Here is a 16,602-nt window from a genome sequence, read left to right as displayed (position 1 = left end):
ACTCCACAATTTGCTTGTGATATCCTTATCCAATGCAAACTGTGATGATTGGACGGATGCTCACCTCTTTTGAATAAATATGATTGTTTTTGGACATAGGTGAATATTAGTCGACTCTATTTGCTAAATGTGGTTGGATTTGGCCTCATTTTCTTTTTGTCTTTAGAGCCTCCTTGAAATTGCATCGTCCAACAAATCCGCTTGAGGGGTGACGGTTTTGCAAGGACACATGGTCAAGTACGGATGGGCTGAACGCCGCACATTTTCACGCATCCGTGAAGTCCTCGAATTACCCAATCTGATTGAAATCCAGCAAAAATCTTACGAGTGGTTCCTTCGTGAGGGATTGCGGGAAATGTTTGCGGACATTTCGCCAATCCAAGACTTTACCGGGAACTTGGTCCTTGAGTTCATCGACTATAGCCTCGGTGAACCGAAATACGACGTTGAAGAGTCGAAAGAGCGCGATGTGACTTATGCAGCTCCATTGCGTGTCAAGGTTCGGCTGCTGAACAAAGAAACTGGCGAGGTGAAGGAGCAAGAGGTTTTCCTCGGCGACTTCCCGCTGATGACGGATACAGGCACGTTTGTCATCAATGGCGCGGAACGCGTCATCGTCAGTCAGCTAGTGCGTTCGCCTAGTGTCTATTATAGCAGTAAGATTGACAAAAATGGCAAACGTACGTTTGCTGCGACGGTGATTCCGAACCGTGGTGCGTGGTTGGAGTTTGAAACAGACTCGAAGGATGTCGTTTACGTGCGGATTGACCGCACGCGCAAATTGCCAATCACTGTGTTGCTTCGAGCGCTAGGCTTGTCATCGGATGCGGAGATTATTCAACTTCTCGGTGAAGATGATTATCTCCAAAATACGCTGGACAAGGACACGACCGATTCGACCGAGCGTGCACTTGTCGAGATCTATGAGCGGTTGCGTCCGGGTGAGCCGCCGACAGTGGAGAATGCCCGAGCGTTGCTCGCATCGCGTTTCTTTGATCCGAAGCGTTACGACCTCGCGAATGTAGGTCGTTATAAAATCAATAAAAAATTGCACATCAAGAATCGACTGCTGAATCAGCGGCTTGCAGAAACGCTGGTCGATGCGGACACTGGTGAGATTATCGCTGAGGCGGGGACCATCATTGACCGCCGTGTGCTAGACCGCCTGATTCCGCGTCTAGAGGGTAATGTGGGTCGATTTACGATTCGCGCGACGCGTGACCTCTTGGAAGATGAGGTTGTGCCGTTGCAGATGGTGAAGATTTTCAGTCCTTCTGAGGATGGCCGCATCCTGAATGTTATCAGTAACGGCGAAATATCCACGGATATTAAATACATTACGCCGTCTGATATTTTGGCTGCCGTATCGTATTTCTTCAATTTGTTACGTGGTGTCGGCACCACAGACGATATTGACCATTTGGGCAATCGTCGCCTTCGTTCCGTTGGTGAACTGTTGCAGAATCAGTTCCGAATTGGCTTGTCGCGGATGGAACGCGTGGTTCGTGAGCGCATGTCCATTCAGGACGCGAGTGCTATCACGCCGCAGGCGTTGATTAATATCCGTCCTGTGATTGCTGCGATTAAGGAATTCTTTGGGTCTAGTCAGCTGTCGCAATTTATGGACCAGACGAACCCGTTGGCGGAATTGACGCATAAACGCCGTCTGTCGGCGCTTGGCCCTGGTGGTCTGACGCGTGAACGCGCTGGCTTTGAAGTTCGCGACGTGCACTACTCGCACTACGGCCGGATGTGTCCGATTGAAACGCCTGAAGGTCCGAACATCGGTTTGATTAACTCGTTGTCGACGTATGCGCGGATTAACGAGTACGGATTCATTGAAACACCGTATCGTCGGGTGGATCCTGAGACCGGCATTGTGACGGATAAAATTGATTACCTGACCGCCGATGAGGAAGAAAATTACGTCGTCGCGCAGGCAAATGAGCCGCTGACAGAAGACGGCCGATTGGCGTCAGAGGAAATCATTGTCCGCCGTCGTGAGGATGTTATTGCGGTGCCGCGGGATCGGATTGACTATATGGACGTCTCTCCAAAACAGGTCGTGTCTGTCGCGACTGCGTTGATTCCGTTCTTGGAAAACGACGACGCGAACCGCGCGTTGATGGGGGCGAACATGCAGCGTCAAGCTGTACCGTTGCTCGTCACCGATTCGCCGTATGTCGGTACGGGCATTGAACACCAGGCGGCGAAGGATTCCGGCGTCTGTGTGGTGTCTCGCCACAATGGTATCGTCGAACGCGTGACGGCTAAAGAGGTTTGGGTGCGTCAAGAGACCGAAGTGGACGGGCAACTTGTTCGCGGTGACGTTGCGAAGTACCGCCTGACGAAGTTTACGCGCTCGAACCAAAATACGTGTGTGAACCAACGACCGATTGTCCGCGAGGGGCAGCGCGTTAAAGTGGGCGACATTTTGGCGGACGGACCGGCTACGCAGAACGGCGAGTTGGCGCTTGGTCGCAACGTCCTGGTCGCATTTATGACGTGGGAAGGTTACAACTACGAGGACGCGATTCTTCTCTCGGAGAAGATGGTGAAAGAAGACGTGTATACGTCGATTCACATCGAGGAGTACGAACTCGAAGCGCGCGACACGAAGTTGGGTCCTGAAGAAATCACGCGAGATATTCCGAATGTTGGTGAGGACGCGCTCAAGAATCTGGACGAACGCGGCATCATTCGAATTGGCGCCGAAATTCGCACAGGGGACATTCTGGTCGGCAAGGTTACGCCAAAAGGCGTTACTGAACTGACGGCGGAGGAGCGCTTATTGCACGCCATCTTTGGTGAAAAGGCGCGTGAGGTTCGTGATACCTCGCTACGCGTTCCACATGGTGGCGCTGGAATTGTCGTCGACGTGAAGGTCTTCACGCGGGAAAATGGCGACGAATTGCCTGCTGGTGTGAATCAGTTGGTTCGCGTTTACATCGCTCAGAAGCGGAAGATTTCTGAAGGCGACAAGATGGCTGGCCGCCACGGGAACAAGGGTGTCGTGGCCCGTATCTTGCCGGAAGAAGACATGCCATTCTTAGAGGATGGGACACCAGTCCAAATCGTCCTGAACCCATTGGGCGTGCCTTCCCGTATGAACATTGGGCAGGTTTTGGAAACGCACTTGGGAATGGCGGCGAAAGTTCTTGGCGTGAAGATGGCGACGCCTGTCTTTGACGGTGCGCACCCTGAGGACGTCTTTAACACGTTGGCGGAGGCGGGGCTACCTGCAGACGGCAAACAGGTGCTATATGATGGGCGCAGTGGTGAACCGTTCGAGAATCGAGTCACGGTTGGCTATGTCTACATGTTGAAACTGCACCACTTGGTCGATGACAAGATTCACGCTCGGTCGACTGGACCGTACTCCCTGGTTACGCAACAGCCGTTGGGTGGTAAGGCACAGTTTGGTGGCCAGCGTTTTGGTGAGATGGAGGTTTGGGCGCTCGAGGCGTATGGTGCGGCCTATACTCTGCAAGAGATCCTCACCGTCAAATCTGACGATGTGGTGGGCCGTGTCAAGACGTACGAAGCTATCGTCAAGGGCGAAAACGTGCCTGAGCCGGGCGTGCCCGAGTCGTTTAAGGTCCTCATCAAAGAGCTGCAAAGTCTCGGTATGGATGTGAAGATTCTCTCTGGAGACGAGCAAGAGATTGAGATGAAGGAAATCGACGACGAGGACGATGGTTCAGAGAAGCTCAACTTGAATCTCGAATACAACGAAGTCGGCGACTGATAACCCACACCACGCTAGGATTGGAGGGTGCACGATTTGCTAGACGTGAACAATTTCGAGTTCATGAAAATCGGGCTGGCATCACCTGAGAAGATTCGTTCTTGGTCACACGGTGAAGTGAAGAAGCCGGAGACCATCAATTACCGTACCCTGCGGCCTGAAAAAGAAGGGCTGTTTTGCGAGAAAATTTTTGGACCGACCCGCGATTGGGAATGTCATTGCGGGAAGTACAAGCGCATCCGCTATAAAGGCGTTGTGTGTGATCGCTGTGGCGTCGAAGTTACACGCGCAAAGGTTCGCCGCGAACGGATGGGACACATCGAGCTGGCTGCACCGGTTTCGCATATTTGGTACTTCAAGGGGATCCCAAGCCGCATGGGCTTGGTCCTCGATATGTCGCCAAGGGCCCTCGAAGAGGTCATCTACTTTGCTTCGTATGTCGTGACGGACCCGGGGGATACCCCACTGGAAAAGAAACAGTTGCTTAGCGAGAAGGAGTATCGTTCCTATCGCGAGAAGTACGGTTACGCGTTCCAAGCGGGTATGGGTGCAGAGGCTATTCGCACGTTGTTGAACGAGATTGATCTCGACCGCGAGGTCGACTTCCTGCGTGAAGAGCTTCGCTCCGCGCAAGGGCAGCGCCGGAATCGAGCCATTAAACGACTGGAAGTCGTTGAGGCGTTCCGCGCCTCCGGCAACAAGCCGAGTTGGATGATTCTTGAGGCGCTTCCGGTCATTCCGCCTGATTTGCGTCCGATGGTGCAATTGGATGGTGGACGTTTCGCGACATCTGACTTGAACGATTTGTACCGTCGTGTTATCAACCGGAACAATCGTTTGAAGCGATTGTTGGATTTAGGGGCACCGGACATTATTGTTCAGAACGAGAAGCGCATGCTCCAAGAAGCAGTCGATGCGCTGATTGACAATGGCCGCCGCGGCCGCCCGGTTACGGGACCTGGCAACCGTCCGCTCAAGAGCCTGTCGCACATGCTCAAGGGTAAACAAGGCCGATTCCGTCAAAATCTGTTGGGTAAACGCGTGGACTACTCTGGTCGTTCCGTTATCGTCGTCGGCCCGGAACTGCGGATGTATCAGTGCGGACTTCCTAAGGAAATGGCGTTGGAGCTGTTCAAGCCATTTGTTATGAAGGAACTCGTCTCCCGTGGTCTGGCGCACAACATCAAGAGTGCGAAGCGTAAAGTCGAACGCGTGTCGCCCGAAGTGTGGGATGTCGTCGAGGACGTCATCAAGCAGCACCCAGTGTTGCTCAACCGTGCACCGACATTACACCGCCTGGGTATTCAGGCATTCGAGCCGACGTTAGTCGAGGGGCGCGCAATTAAATTGCACCCGCTCGTTTGTACGGCTTACAATGCCGACTTCGATGGCGACCAGATGGCTGTGCACGTTCCATTGTCGGCTGAGGCGCAAGCGGAAGCGCGTTTGTTGATGCTCGCTGCGCACAACATCTTGAACCCGAAGGACGGTAAACCAGTCGTCACGCCGACGCAGGACATGGTTCTCGGACCGTACTATCTCACCATTGAGCGCGAAGGTGCGCCTGGAGAGGGACGCATTTTCTCTTCGATGGCCGAGGTGGAATATGCCCGTTACAATGGGCACGTGTCCTTACAGTCGCGGATTATTGTGCCTGCGAAGGTGCTCGGCAAGACGAGTCTTACAGAGGCGCAGCAGAACGCACTGCTGATCACGACGCCTGGAAAATTGATTTTCAACAGCATTTTTCCGGCTGATTTCCCGTACCTAAATTCTGCATCCAAACAGAATTTGTTGACTGGGGCGCCGGATGAGACGTTTATCTTTGCTAAGGGTGTAAACCCTGCAGAGGCACTGCAGAATCGGCCGATTCCAAAACCGGTGGTTAAAAAGGACCTTGGAAACATTTTGGGTGAGTGTTTCCGCCGTTATGGTACGACGATGACTGCGGAAATTTTGGATAAGATTAAGCGGCTCGGCTTCAACTATTCGACGCGCGCTGGTATTACGATTGCCGTGAGTGACATTGTCGTGCCGGAAGAGAAGCATCGGATTATTGAAGATGCAGAGGCCAAAGAGCACAAGCTGAAGCAACAGTATCGCCGCGGTCTCATCACTGAGGAAGAGCAGTACATCACGTTTAGCCAAATTTGGTCGGAGGCGAAAGAGTCCATCTCGACAACTCTGATGGAGAGCATGGATGAGTTCAACCCGATTTACATGATGGCGACTTCCGGTGCTCGCGGTAGTAACTCGCAGATTACACAGTTGGCGGGGATGCGCGGGTTGATGGCGAATCCGTCGGGTGAAATTATTCAGTTGGCGATTAAGTCGAACTTCCGCGAAGGCCTGTCTGTGTTGGAGTACTTCATCTCGACGCACGGTGCGCGGAAAGGTTTGGCCGATACCGCGCTGCGGACGGCTGACTCGGGTTATCTGACACGTCGCTTGGTCGACGTTGCGCAGGATACCATCGTTCGCGAATTTGACTGTGGTACCGATAAGGGCTTGCGCGTGGCGGAGATCCGCGACGGGCGTGAAGTCATTGAGGAAATTGGCGACCGTCTCGAAGGCCGAGTTGCGTTCCAAGACATTTACCATCCGGAGACGGGTGAGTTGATTGTCGCAAAGAACCAACTGATTGACGAAGAGGCGACCGACAAGATTGTCAAGGCGGGTATTAAAGAAGTTTATATTCGCTCGGTGCTCACCTGCCGTACTCGCCATGGGGTATGTATCCAGTGTTATGGGCGCAACCTCGCAACGGGTAAGATGGTAGAAATTGGCGAGGCGGTCGGTATCATCGCGGCTCAGTCTATCGGTGAACCCGGTACGCAGTTGACCATGCGCACGTTCCACACGGGCGGTGTCGCAGGCGATGACATCACCCAAGGTTTGCCGCGTATTCAAGAGTTGTTTGAGGCGCGGAACCCGAAAGGTCAGGCGGTCATTTCCGAGTTTGAAGGCGTGATTACCGACATTCGGGAAGGCAAGGATAAACGCGAAATCGAACTGCAAGGCGAGAGCGAGACGAAGATCTATCAGATTCCATACGGTTCTCGTATCCGTGTGACTGTCGGTCAAAGCCTGGAAGCGGGCGAAGAGTTGACGGAAGGCTCCGTAGACCCGAAAGAGATGTTGCGCGTCAAGGGTCTGCAGGGCGTTCAAAATTATCTGCTGCGTGAAGTACAGCGGGTATACCGCCTGCAGGGCGTGGACATCAATGACAAGCACGTTGAAGTGATGGTGCGCCAAATGTTGCGCAAGGTTCGGATTCTCGATGCAGGTGACACAGATCTTCTGCCAGGTACGTATGTTGATCTCTTCGACTATGAAGCTGCGAATAAAGTGGCGCTTCTGTCGGGTCGGGAACCGGCCGTGGCGCGCCCGGCTCTGTTGGGTATTACGAAGGCATCGCTGGAGACGGACTCCTTCTTGTCCGCTGCATCCTTCCAAGAGACCACTCGTGTCTTGACAGAAGCGGCTATCAAGGGCAAGGTTGATAGACTGCTGGGTCTCAAGGAGAATGTGATTATTGGTAAGCTCATTCCAGCCGGCACGGGCATGTCTCGTTATCGTCAGATTGGTATGGGCGAGGAACAGGCGGCCGTGGATGAGAGCTCTGCGAATGCGGGGCAGGACGACGTGACGTTGGAGGCTGAGTCTGCACAGACGGTTGAATAAACTACCATGGAATTTGGGCTGTCATCTGCATACTTTGAGTTGACAGCCCAGAAACCTCGGTGATAGAATTCCGTAGTGTGCGTCAGCGCGGTGTTTTCCATTGGGGGAGGCTCGTGCGGTGTCACTAGACGACATACGCCAAGCGAGGAAGAAGACCATAGGCACAAACCAGACGTTGAAGGTCCTCAAACAGTCCGCCGAGCAAATTGTGCGACTGTACGTAGCGCGTGATGCGGAGGCTCGTGTGGTCGACCCGGTTGTTCAATTGGCGGAACGACAACGCGTTCCGATTGAGTGGGTCGATTCGATGCGCACACTCGGCAAAGCGTGTGGCATTGAGGTTGGTGCGGCTACGGCAAGCATCATCTCTGAATGATGCTAGCTTAGTTTGGTATGTTGTCTTTGGGATTTTGTTTGCTCATTGATGAATCACCAGGCTCTGTGGGCTTGGTGGTGACCTGTCGAACAGGTCTGGATTGACGACGAGAGGAGGTGCAGTTATGCCAACGATTAACCAATTAGTTCGCAAGGGTCGCAAGGATGTATTGAAAAAATCTACGGCACCGGCGCTGCAAAAGGGGTACAACAGTCACATCAAATCTTTGACGGATCTGCCGTCCCCACAAAAGCGTGGTGTGTGTACTCGTGTGGGTACCATGACCCCGAAAAAGCCAAACTCGGCTCTTCGGAAATACGCCCGTGTCCGTTTGACGAATACAATCGAAGTGACCGCGTACATTCCTGGAATTGGCCACAACTTGCAAGAGCACTCCGTGGTGCTTGTTCGCGGTGGTCGTGTCAAGGACCTTCCGGGTGTTCGTTATCACATCGTTCGCGGCGCGCTTGATACCGCTGGTGTGAAGGACCGTATGCAAGGTCGTTCCAAGTATGGCGCAAAGCGTCCGAAAGCAAAGTAACCATCTTGTATGGTTGATAATCATATCGCAAATGGGAAGGAGGGTGTTCCGTGCCGCGTAAAGGACCTGTTCCAAAACGTGATGTTCTGCCGGATCCAATCTACGGGAACAAACTTGTCAGCCGTCTGATCAACAAGGTGATGTTGGATGGGAAGAAGGGCGTTTCTCAACGCATTGTTTATGGTGCGTTTGATTTGATTCGCGAGCGCTCTGGCAAGGACCCGATGGAAGTGTTTGAAACAGCTATGCGCAACATTATGCCGGTGTTGGAAGTGAAGGCTCGCCGCGTTGGCGGATCGAACTACCAAGTGCCTGTCGAAGTGCGCAATGACCGCCGGGTGACGTTGGGGCTGCGCTGGTTGGTCAACTATGCTCGTCTTCGTGGTGAGAAGACGATGGAGGAGAAGTTGGCGAACGAGTTGCTCGACGCAGCGAATAACACGGGTGGCGCTGTTCGCAAACGCGAAGATACGCACCGTATGGCTGAGGCAAACAAGGCGTTTGCTCACTACCGCTGGTAGGATGAATTTTTAATCTGGAAGGAGGCGGCGAGATGGCACGCGAATTCCCGCTCGAGCGTACGCGCAACATCGGTATCATTGCTCACATTGATGCCGGTAAGACGACGACCACCGAGCGCATTCTGTTCTACACCGGCCGTGTGCACAAGATTGGGGAAGTCCATGAAGGCGCGGCAACCATGGACTGGATGGTCCAAGAACAGGAGCGTGGTATCACCATCACGTCCGCTGCGACGACTGCCCAGTGGAAAAATCATCGCATCAACATTATCGATACGCCGGGTCACGTCGACTTCACCGTTGAAGTCGAACGTTCCCTGCGCGTGCTCGATGGTGCATGCGCGGTGTTTGATGCTAAGGGTGGCGTAGAGCCGCAATCGGAAACGGTGTGGCGTCAAGCGGACAAGTATCACGTACCTCGCATTGCCTACGTCAACAAGATGGACATCATCGGCGCAGACTTCCTGTCTTGTGTCGAACAGATGAAAACCCGACTTGGTGCAAAGGCCGTTGCGATTCAATTGCCGATTGGTGCCGAAGACGAGTTCCGTGGCATTATCGACTTGGTCGAAATGAAGGCCATCATTTATACGGATGACCTTGGAAGACAGTCTGAGGACACCGAAATTCCGGCTGACATGAGAGAGTTGGCGGAAGCGAAGCGCACGGAATTGATCGAAGCTGTGGCAGAGGTCGACGAAGAGTTGATGATGAAGTATCTGGAGGGTGAAGAAATCACCATTCCGGAAATCAAGGCAGCACTTCGTAAGGGTACGGTCAACGTTCAACTGTTCCCGGTTCTGTGTGGGTCCTCGTACCGCAATAAAGGTGTACAGTTGATGCTCGACGCTGTCGTCGATTATCTTCCGGCACCGACGGACGTGCCGGCCATTAAGGGCGTCACGCCGGAAGGTGAAGAAATTGAACGTCACTCGTCTGACGAGGAGCCGTTCTCTGCTTTGGCCTTCAAAATTATGACGGACCCGTTTGTTGGTAAGTTGGCGTTCTTCCGTGTGTACTCGGGTGTCTTGGAGAGCGGTTCGTACGTGCTCAACTCGACAAAGGGCAAGCGCGAACGCATTGGGCGTATTCTGCAGATGCATGCCAATCACCGCGAGGAGATCTCGCAGGTCTATTCCGGTGACATTGCTGCTGCAGTTGGTCTGAAGGACACGACGACAGGCGACACGCTTTGCGATGAGAAGAGCGTTGTGTTGCTTGAGTCGATGGAGTTCCCAGATCCCGTTATCTCCGTCTCGATTGAACCGAAGACGAAGGCTGACCAGGATAAGATGGGCATCGCCCTTTCGAAGCTGGCGGAAGAGGATCCGACCTTCAAGACCTATACAGACCAGGAGACTGGCCAGACGATTATTCAAGGTATGGGTGAGTTGCACCTTGAGGTCATCGTCGACCGCATGCAACGCGAGTTTAAAGTCGACTGTAACGTAGGTATGCCGCAGGTCGCCTACCGTGAGACGATTACGCAACGCGTTGACCAGGAAGGCAAGTTTGTTCGCCAATCCGGTGGTCGCGGTCAGTATGGTCACGTCAAAGTCATTTTCGAGCCGCTGGAACGCGGACAAGGATTTGTCTTTGAAAACAAGGTTGTCGGTGGTGCGATTCCGAAGGAATACATCCCGGCAGTCGAAGAGGGCATTCACGAGGCAATGCGAAATGGCGTTCTTGCCGGCTATCCATTGGTCGATGTGAAGGCTACTCTGTATGATGGTTCCTATCACGACGTCGACTCGTCAGAAATGGCGTTTAAGATTGCTGGTTCGATGGCACTTAAAGCAGGCGCGCAAAAGGCTTCTCCAGTTCTTTTGGAGCCAGTCATGAAGGTCGAAGTGACCGTTCCTGAGGAGTACATGGGTGACATCCTCGGTGATATCAACTCGCGCCGCGGTCGCGTAGAAGGCATGGATTCACGCAACAACGCAAGTATCGTTCGCGGTTATGTTCCGCTGTCCGAGATGTTTGGTTATACCACATCTCTGCGTTCTCGTACGCAAGGTCGCGGTACATTCGCGATGGAACTCGCAGCGTATGAAGAAGTGCCAAAGAGTGTAGCTGAAGCAATTATTAAGAAGAGCAAAGGCGAATAAGGAGTGAAGTTTTGTGGCAAAGGCAAAATTTGACCGCAGCAAACCGCACGTTAACATCGGTACCATCGGGCACGTCGACCATGGTAAAACCACGTTGACAGCTGCTATCACGAGCGTACAAGCTTCCAAGGGTCGGGCTCAGGCTCAAAAGTACGATGAAATCGACAAGGCGCCTGAAGAACGCGAACGCGGTATTACGATTAACACCGCTCACGTTGAATACGAGACGGAAAAGCGTCACTATGCACACGTGGACTGCCCGGGACACGCCGACTATGTCAAGAACATGATTACGGGTGCAGCGCAAATGGACGGCGGTATTCTCGTCGTATCTGCAGCTGATGGCCCGATGCCACAAACGCGCGAGCACATCCTTCTGTCCCGTCAGGTCGGCGTGCCATACTTGGTTGTCTTCTTGAACAAGTGTGACATGGTTGACGACGAAGAGTTGCTGGAACTCGTCGAAATGGAAGTTCGCGAACTTCTGAACGAGTACGAATTCCCTGGCGACGACATTCCGGTTATCCGTGGTTCCGCGTTGAAGGCGCTCGAGGGTGACCCGGCTTATGTCGCGAAGATTGAAGAGTTGATGGATGCTGTTGACAACTACATCCCAACACCAGAACGCGATACGAGCAAGCCATTCTTGATGCCTGTCGAGGACGTGTTCACGATTACCGGTCGTGGTACGGTTGCTACGGGTCGTGTGGAACGCGGTCAGTTGAAGGTTGGCGACGAAGTTGAAATCGTCGGCTTGCATGAAGAGAGCCGCAAGACGGTTGCAACGGGTATCGAGATGTTCCGTAAGCTTCTCGATTTCGCGGAAGCTGGTGACAACATCGGTGCATTGCTGCGCGGTGTTGAGCGCAAGGACATCGAGCGCGGCCAGGTTGTATGTAAGCCAGGCAGCATCAACCCGCACACGCAGTTCGCTGCAGAGGTTTACGTTTTGACGAAGGAAGAAGGCGGGCGCCACACGCCGTTCTTTAATGGCTACCGCCCACAGTTTTACTTCCGTACGACGGACGTAACTGGTGTGGTTACCTTGCCAGAAGGTACCGAAATGGTAATGCCTGGCGACAACGTCGCTATGACGGTTGAACTCATCGCGCCTATCGCGGTTGAGGAAGGTACTCGTTTCTCCATCCGTGAAGGTGGCCGTACGGTCGGTGCGGGCGTTGTTTCTTCGATTATCAAGTAATTTCGTTTCCATTACCTGATATCAGGAAATCCGAGACGGGCAAACCTGTCTCGGATTTTTTTGCAGCTCTTCTTGTCAAATGGACATTGGTCTAGTATAATACCGCATGTTGGTCTTTTCTTGCGATGAGGCGGAAGGTTGCTTATGTGTCCAGAGCCATATGGGATACCGATGGGGGAATTTCCGCGGAGTATGTCCAACTGAAATGGGCGATAAAGGAGGGAAAACATATGGCTAAGCAAAAGATTCGCATTCGACTTAAGGCGTATGATCATCAAATTCTTGATCAGTCGGCAGAACGTATCGTGGATACGGCGAAACGGTCCGGTGCGAAAGTATCAGGTCCGATTCCGCTTCCGACAGAACGCGAAGTGTTCACCATTCTTCGCGCGCCGCACAAATATAAGGATTCTCGCGAGCAGTTTGAGATGCGTACGCATAAGCGTTTGATTGACATTAACAATCCGACGCCGCAAACGGTCGATTCGCTGATGCGTTTGGACTTGCCGTCGGGTGTTGACATCGAAATTAAGTTATAAGCTCTGGAATGAAACACGTGGTGCCGTTGCACACACGGTCCTAGGGAGGTGCACACATGAAAGGGATTCTCGGTCGTAAACTCGGTATGACTCAGGTCTTCACGGAGGAAGGTCAGGTAGTACCGGTGACTGTGATTGAGGCTGGTCCGTGCGTCGTGCTCCAAAAACGTGAACAAGCGGTTGATGGGTACGAAGCGATTCAGGTTGGTTTCGCGGACCAAAAGGCGAACCGCGCGACAAAGGCGGAAAAAGGTCATGCTGCAAAGGCTGGCACAGCTCCGAAACGGTTTGTGCGCGAATTTCGCGGTGTCGATTTGTCGGCGTATGAAGTGGGTCAGCAGTTGAAAGCGGACGTGTTCGCTGCGGGTGAAGTTGTGGATGTCATTGGTGTGTCGAAGGGCAAGGGTTACGCAGGTCCTATCAAGCGGCATAACCAACACCGCGGCCCAATGGCGCACGGATCGAAATATCACCGTGGGGTTGGCTCGCTCGGCGCGATTGCGCCGAACCGTACGTTCAAAGGCCAAACGATGGCGGGACGTATGGGTGGAGAGCGCGTTACAGTTCAAAATCTCGAGGTTGTTCGCGTGGATGCGGATAAAAACATCTTGCTGATTAAGGGTTCTGTGCCGGGTCCGAAGAACTCGTACGTCACAGTCCGTTCAGCGATTAAAGCTAACGACTAATGTTGTTTGAAAGGAGGCAGAAGTGATGCCGACGGTTGCAGTTTATAACACAGCGGGTGAGCAGGTTTCCGAGATCGAATTGAATGAACGCGTGTTTGGCGCGCCTATCCGCTCTGATTTGATGCACCAGGTCGTGTTGCAATACCTTGCGGCACGTCGTTCGGGTACGCACAAAGTGAAAAATCGTTCTGAGGTTGCTGGTGGTGGACGCAAACCTTGGCGCCAGAAGGGCACGGGTCGTGCTCGTCAAGGTAGCACGCGTTCTCCACAATGGAAGGGCGGTGGTGTTGTCTTTGGACCGACGCCACGTTCCTACGCATTCTCCGTTCCTAAGAAAGTTCGTCGTCTGGCACTGTATAGCGCATTGTCCTCGAAGGTGGCCGAAGGGAAAATCATCGTTCTCGATGGTTTGAACATCGAACAGCCGAAGACGAAGGAAATGGTTGCTGTCCTCGACAAGTTGAACCTGAAAAAGGCCTTGATTGTCGACGGTGAGAAGAAACGTGCTCCGTACCTGTCCACTCGCAATATTGAGGGTGTCAAGTACATGGAGGCGAACGGTATCAATGTTTACGAGCTTCTCCGCTATGAGCATCTTGTGTTGACGAAGGATGCAGTGGCGAAGGTTGAGGAGGTGTTCGCTTAATGGATGCGCGCGACCTCATTAAACGCCCTGTGATTACAGAGCGTTCCAGCGAATTGATGGAAGAGAATAAGTACGTCTTCGAGGTTGACCCTCGTGCCAATAAGGTTGAAATCCGCAAGGCTGTCGAAAAGTTGTTCGACGTCAAAGTGGAACAAGTGCACACGATGAACCAGGTTGGGAAGCAAAAGCGCGTTGGGCGCTATGTCGGACGCACCTCTGACCGGAAAAAAGCAATTGTGAAACTTACTGCGGACTCGAAGCCAATTGATTTCTTCGGCGAAGCGTAAGTGACGCAGAACGGATTTAGTGAACAAGGGAGGTTGTCAGTGTGGCTGTGAAGAAGTATCGCCCGACATCGCCGGGCCGCCGCTTCATGTCTGTCTCGGCGTTTGATGAGATTACGACAGACACGCCTGAAAAGTCCCTGCTTGCGCCGCTGAAGAACCGTGCGGGCCGCAACCACCAGGGTAAAATCACAGTTCGCCACCACGGTGGTGGACACAAGCGTCAATATCGGATTATTGATTTTAAACGCAACAAGGATGGTATCCCGGCTAAGGTCGCGACCATCGAGTATGATCCAAACCGTTCCGCACGTATTGCACTGTTGCACTATGTGGATGGTGAAAAGCGCTACATTTTGGCGCCACACGGTTTGAAAGTCGGCGATGTGCTCTATTCTGGTACAGATGTCGATATTCGCGTAGGTAATGCGTTGCCACTAGCGAATATTCCAGTGGGTTCTGTCGTCCATAACATCGAGTTGAAACCTGGTAAGGGCGGTCAGCTCGCACGTGCAGCAGGGGCTTCGGCACAGTTGATGGCTCGTGAAGGTGTTTATGCGACGCTTCGCCTGTCCTCTGGTGAGGTTCGCCGCGTTCGCGTAGAATGCCGCGCAACCATCGGTCAGGTCGGTAACCTCGACCACGAGAACATCAATATCGGTAAAGCGGGTCGTAGCCGCTGGATGCGTCGTCGCCCGACGGTTCGCGGTTCGGTTATGAACCCGGTTGATCACCCACATGGTGGTGGCGAAGGCCGTGCGCCAATCGGACGCAAGTCGCCGATGTCACCTTGGGGTAAGCCGACCTTGGGTAAGAAGACGCGGAAGAAGAATCACCCAACAGACAAGTATATTGTTCGTCGTCGCACGAAGTAATCGCATAGATACGGTTAGGAAGGGAGGCGCACGACATTGGCTCGTAGCTTAAAGAAGGGTCCGTTTTGTGATGAACACCTGATGAAGAAGGTTGAAGCGCAGAATGCGGCTGGAGAGAAGAAGGTTATTAAAACCTGGTCTCGCCGTTCTACCATCTTCCCGCAGTTTGTCGGGCACACATTCGCAGTGCACGACGGCCGCAAACATGTTCCGGTCTACGTGAGCGAGGACATGGTTGGACACAAGCTCGGAGAATTTGTGCCGACGCGTACGTTTAAGGGTCACGCAGGTGACGAGAAGTCATCTCGTTCCCGCTAATTCGGACTTTAACAGGTAAGGAGGTTTGATGCATGGAAGCCACGCAAACCCGCGCAGTTGCGAAGTACATTCGCATTGCGCCTCGTAAAATGCGCCTTGTGGTCGATCTCATCCGTGGCAAGGACACACGGGAAGCTTTGGCGATTCTGAAGTTTACGCCGCGTGCCGGATCTCCGGTTGTCGAGAAGGTCTTGAAGTCGGCCATCGCGAATGCGGAAAACAACCACAATATGAATGCGGATCGTCTGTACGTGAAGGAGATTTTTGTGGACGAGGGTCCTACCCTGAAGCGGTTCCACCCCCGTGCACAAGGTCGTGCGTTTAGTATTTTCAAACGTACCAGCCACGTCACAGTCGTCGTCGCGGAAAAAAAGGAGGGATAATGCGGAATGGGTCAAAAGGTTAACCCTGTTGGTCTACGAATCGGTATCATTCGCGATTGGGAAGCGAAATGGTTTGCAAATAAAAAGGATTATCAAGACCTTCTGCACGAAGATCTGAAAATCCGCAACTACGTCGCTCGTCGTCTGAAGGACGCCGCTGTGGCATCTGTTGACATCGAACGCGCTGCAAACCGTATTAACGTTACGGTGCACACAGCGAAGCCGGGTATGGTTATCGGGAAGGGCGGTTCGGAAGTCGATGCGCTTCGCAACAGCCTCAACAATTTGACTGGCAAGCGAGTTCACATTTCCATCTCGGAAATTAAAGCCCCGGATCTCTCGGCGAAATTGGTTGGCGAAAATATCGCACAACAGCTGGAACGCCGCGTCTCTTTCCGCCGTGCGCTGAAACAAGCGATTCAACGTTCGATGCGCGCTGGTGCAAAGGGTATTCGCGTACAGGTCTCTGGTCGCTTGGGTGGTGCGGAAATCGCGCGGACCGAAGGTTATTCGGAAGGTACGGTTCCATTGCACACGCTGCGCGCTGATATCGACTACGCACTTTCTGAAGCACACACCACCTATGGTCGTATTGGTGTGAAGGTATGGATTTACCGCGGTGAAGTCCTCCCGCAGCGCACGAAGGCTGCTTCGGAGCAACCGCAGGACGCTGTCGAAGGAGGTAAGTAACC

At 53.1% G+C, this 16,602-nt stretch carries 15 protein-coding genes; all 15 read left to right on the top strand.

Going from position 1 to position 16,602, the window contains the following annotated elements; all coding sequences use genetic code 11:
• Positions 1–229: 229 nt before the first annotated feature.
• The 15 genes from rpoB to rpsC all read left to right on the top strand — a co-directional run bounded on the left by rpoB (position 230) and on the right by rpsC (position 16,600).
• Positions 230–3,748 (top strand): DNA-directed RNA polymerase subunit beta, encoded by a 3,519-nt coding sequence (gene rpoB, locus J3482_RS07075; protein ID WP_438938562.1) that lies wholly within the window; start codon positions 230–232, stop codon positions 3,746–3,748.
• Positions 3,749–3,784: 36 nt separating this feature from the next.
• Complete coding sequence (rpoC, locus tag J3482_RS07070; RefSeq protein ID WP_146823957.1) at positions 3,785–7,432, top strand: DNA-directed RNA polymerase subunit beta'; 3,648 nt, start codon at positions 3,785–3,787, stop codon at positions 7,430–7,432.
• Positions 7,433–7,550: 118 nt separating this feature from the next.
• Complete coding sequence (locus tag J3482_RS07065) at positions 7,551–7,808, top strand: ribosomal L7Ae/L30e/S12e/Gadd45 family protein (RefSeq protein WP_021296610.1); 258 nt, start codon at positions 7,551–7,553, stop codon at positions 7,806–7,808.
• A 124-nt stretch (positions 7,809–7,932) separates the two neighbouring features.
• Positions 7,933–8,349: a 30S ribosomal protein S12 gene (gene rpsL / locus J3482_RS07060; protein ID WP_021296611.1), complete on the top strand. Its 417-nt coding sequence runs from the start codon at positions 7,933–7,935 to the stop codon at positions 8,347–8,349.
• Positions 8,350–8,399: 50 nt separating this feature from the next.
• The gene (gene rpsG, locus J3482_RS07055; protein ID WP_021296612.1) at positions 8,400–8,870 is read left to right on the top strand and encodes a 30S ribosomal protein S7; all 471 of its coding nucleotides are present in this window, start codon (positions 8,400–8,402) and stop codon (positions 8,868–8,870) included.
• 32 nt (positions 8,871–8,902) lie between these two features.
• Positions 8,903–10,978 (top strand): elongation factor G, encoded by a 2,076-nt coding sequence (fusA, locus tag J3482_RS07050; protein WP_146823958.1) that lies wholly within the window; start codon positions 8,903–8,905, stop codon positions 10,976–10,978.
• 13 nt (positions 10,979–10,991) lie between these two features.
• Entirely contained in the window at positions 10,992–12,179 is a 1,188-nt protein-coding gene (gene tuf / locus J3482_RS07045) for an elongation factor Tu (protein WP_021296614.1), read from the top strand.
• Between the two features lie 230 nt (positions 12,180–12,409).
• Positions 12,410–12,718 carry a 30S ribosomal protein S10 gene (gene rpsJ / locus J3482_RS07040; protein ID WP_021296615.1) on the top strand — a complete coding sequence of 103 codons (309 nt, stop codon included), beginning with the start codon at positions 12,410–12,412 and terminating at the stop codon, positions 12,716–12,718.
• Between the two features lie 56 nt (positions 12,719–12,774).
• A complete protein-coding gene (gene rplC / locus J3482_RS07035) occupies positions 12,775–13,404 on the top strand; it encodes a 50S ribosomal protein L3 (RefSeq protein ID WP_021296616.1) in 630 nt (209 codons plus the stop codon).
• Positions 13,405–13,429: 25 nt separating this feature from the next.
• Complete coding sequence (gene rplD / locus J3482_RS07030; protein WP_146823959.1) at positions 13,430–14,050, top strand: 50S ribosomal protein L4; 621 nt, start codon at positions 13,430–13,432, stop codon at positions 14,048–14,050.
• A complete protein-coding gene (rplW, locus tag J3482_RS07025; protein WP_206922221.1) occupies positions 14,050–14,337 on the top strand; it encodes a 50S ribosomal protein L23 in 288 nt (95 codons plus the stop codon). The genes rplD and rplW overlap by 1 nt, the downstream gene beginning before the upstream one ends.
• A 41-nt stretch (positions 14,338–14,378) precedes the next feature.
• The gene (gene rplB / locus J3482_RS07020) at positions 14,379–15,209 is read left to right on the top strand and encodes a 50S ribosomal protein L2 (RefSeq protein ID WP_021296619.1); all 831 of its coding nucleotides are present in this window, start codon (positions 14,379–14,381) and stop codon (positions 15,207–15,209) included.
• 36 nt (positions 15,210–15,245) lie between these two features.
• The gene (rpsS, locus tag J3482_RS07015; RefSeq protein ID WP_021296620.1) at positions 15,246–15,527 is read left to right on the top strand and encodes a 30S ribosomal protein S19; all 282 of its coding nucleotides are present in this window, start codon (positions 15,246–15,248) and stop codon (positions 15,525–15,527) included.
• Between the two features lie 32 nt (positions 15,528–15,559).
• A complete protein-coding gene (rplV, locus tag J3482_RS07010; protein WP_021296621.1) occupies positions 15,560–15,910 on the top strand; it encodes a 50S ribosomal protein L22 in 351 nt (116 codons plus the stop codon).
• Between the two features lie 6 nt (positions 15,911–15,916).
• Positions 15,917–16,600 carry a 30S ribosomal protein S3 gene (gene rpsC / locus J3482_RS07005; RefSeq protein ID WP_146823961.1) on the top strand — a complete coding sequence of 228 codons (684 nt, stop codon included), beginning with the start codon at positions 15,917–15,919 and terminating at the stop codon, positions 16,598–16,600.
• Positions 16,601–16,602 lie beyond the last annotated feature (2 nt).

This window comes from Alicyclobacillus suci (genome assembly GCF_017329615.1).
Classification (GTDB): Bacteria; Bacillota; Bacilli; order Alicyclobacillales; family Alicyclobacillaceae; genus Alicyclobacillus; species Alicyclobacillus suci.
The sequence above is the reverse complement of the archived record's forward strand: the minus strand, read 5'-3'. Positions and strand labels throughout refer to the sequence as shown.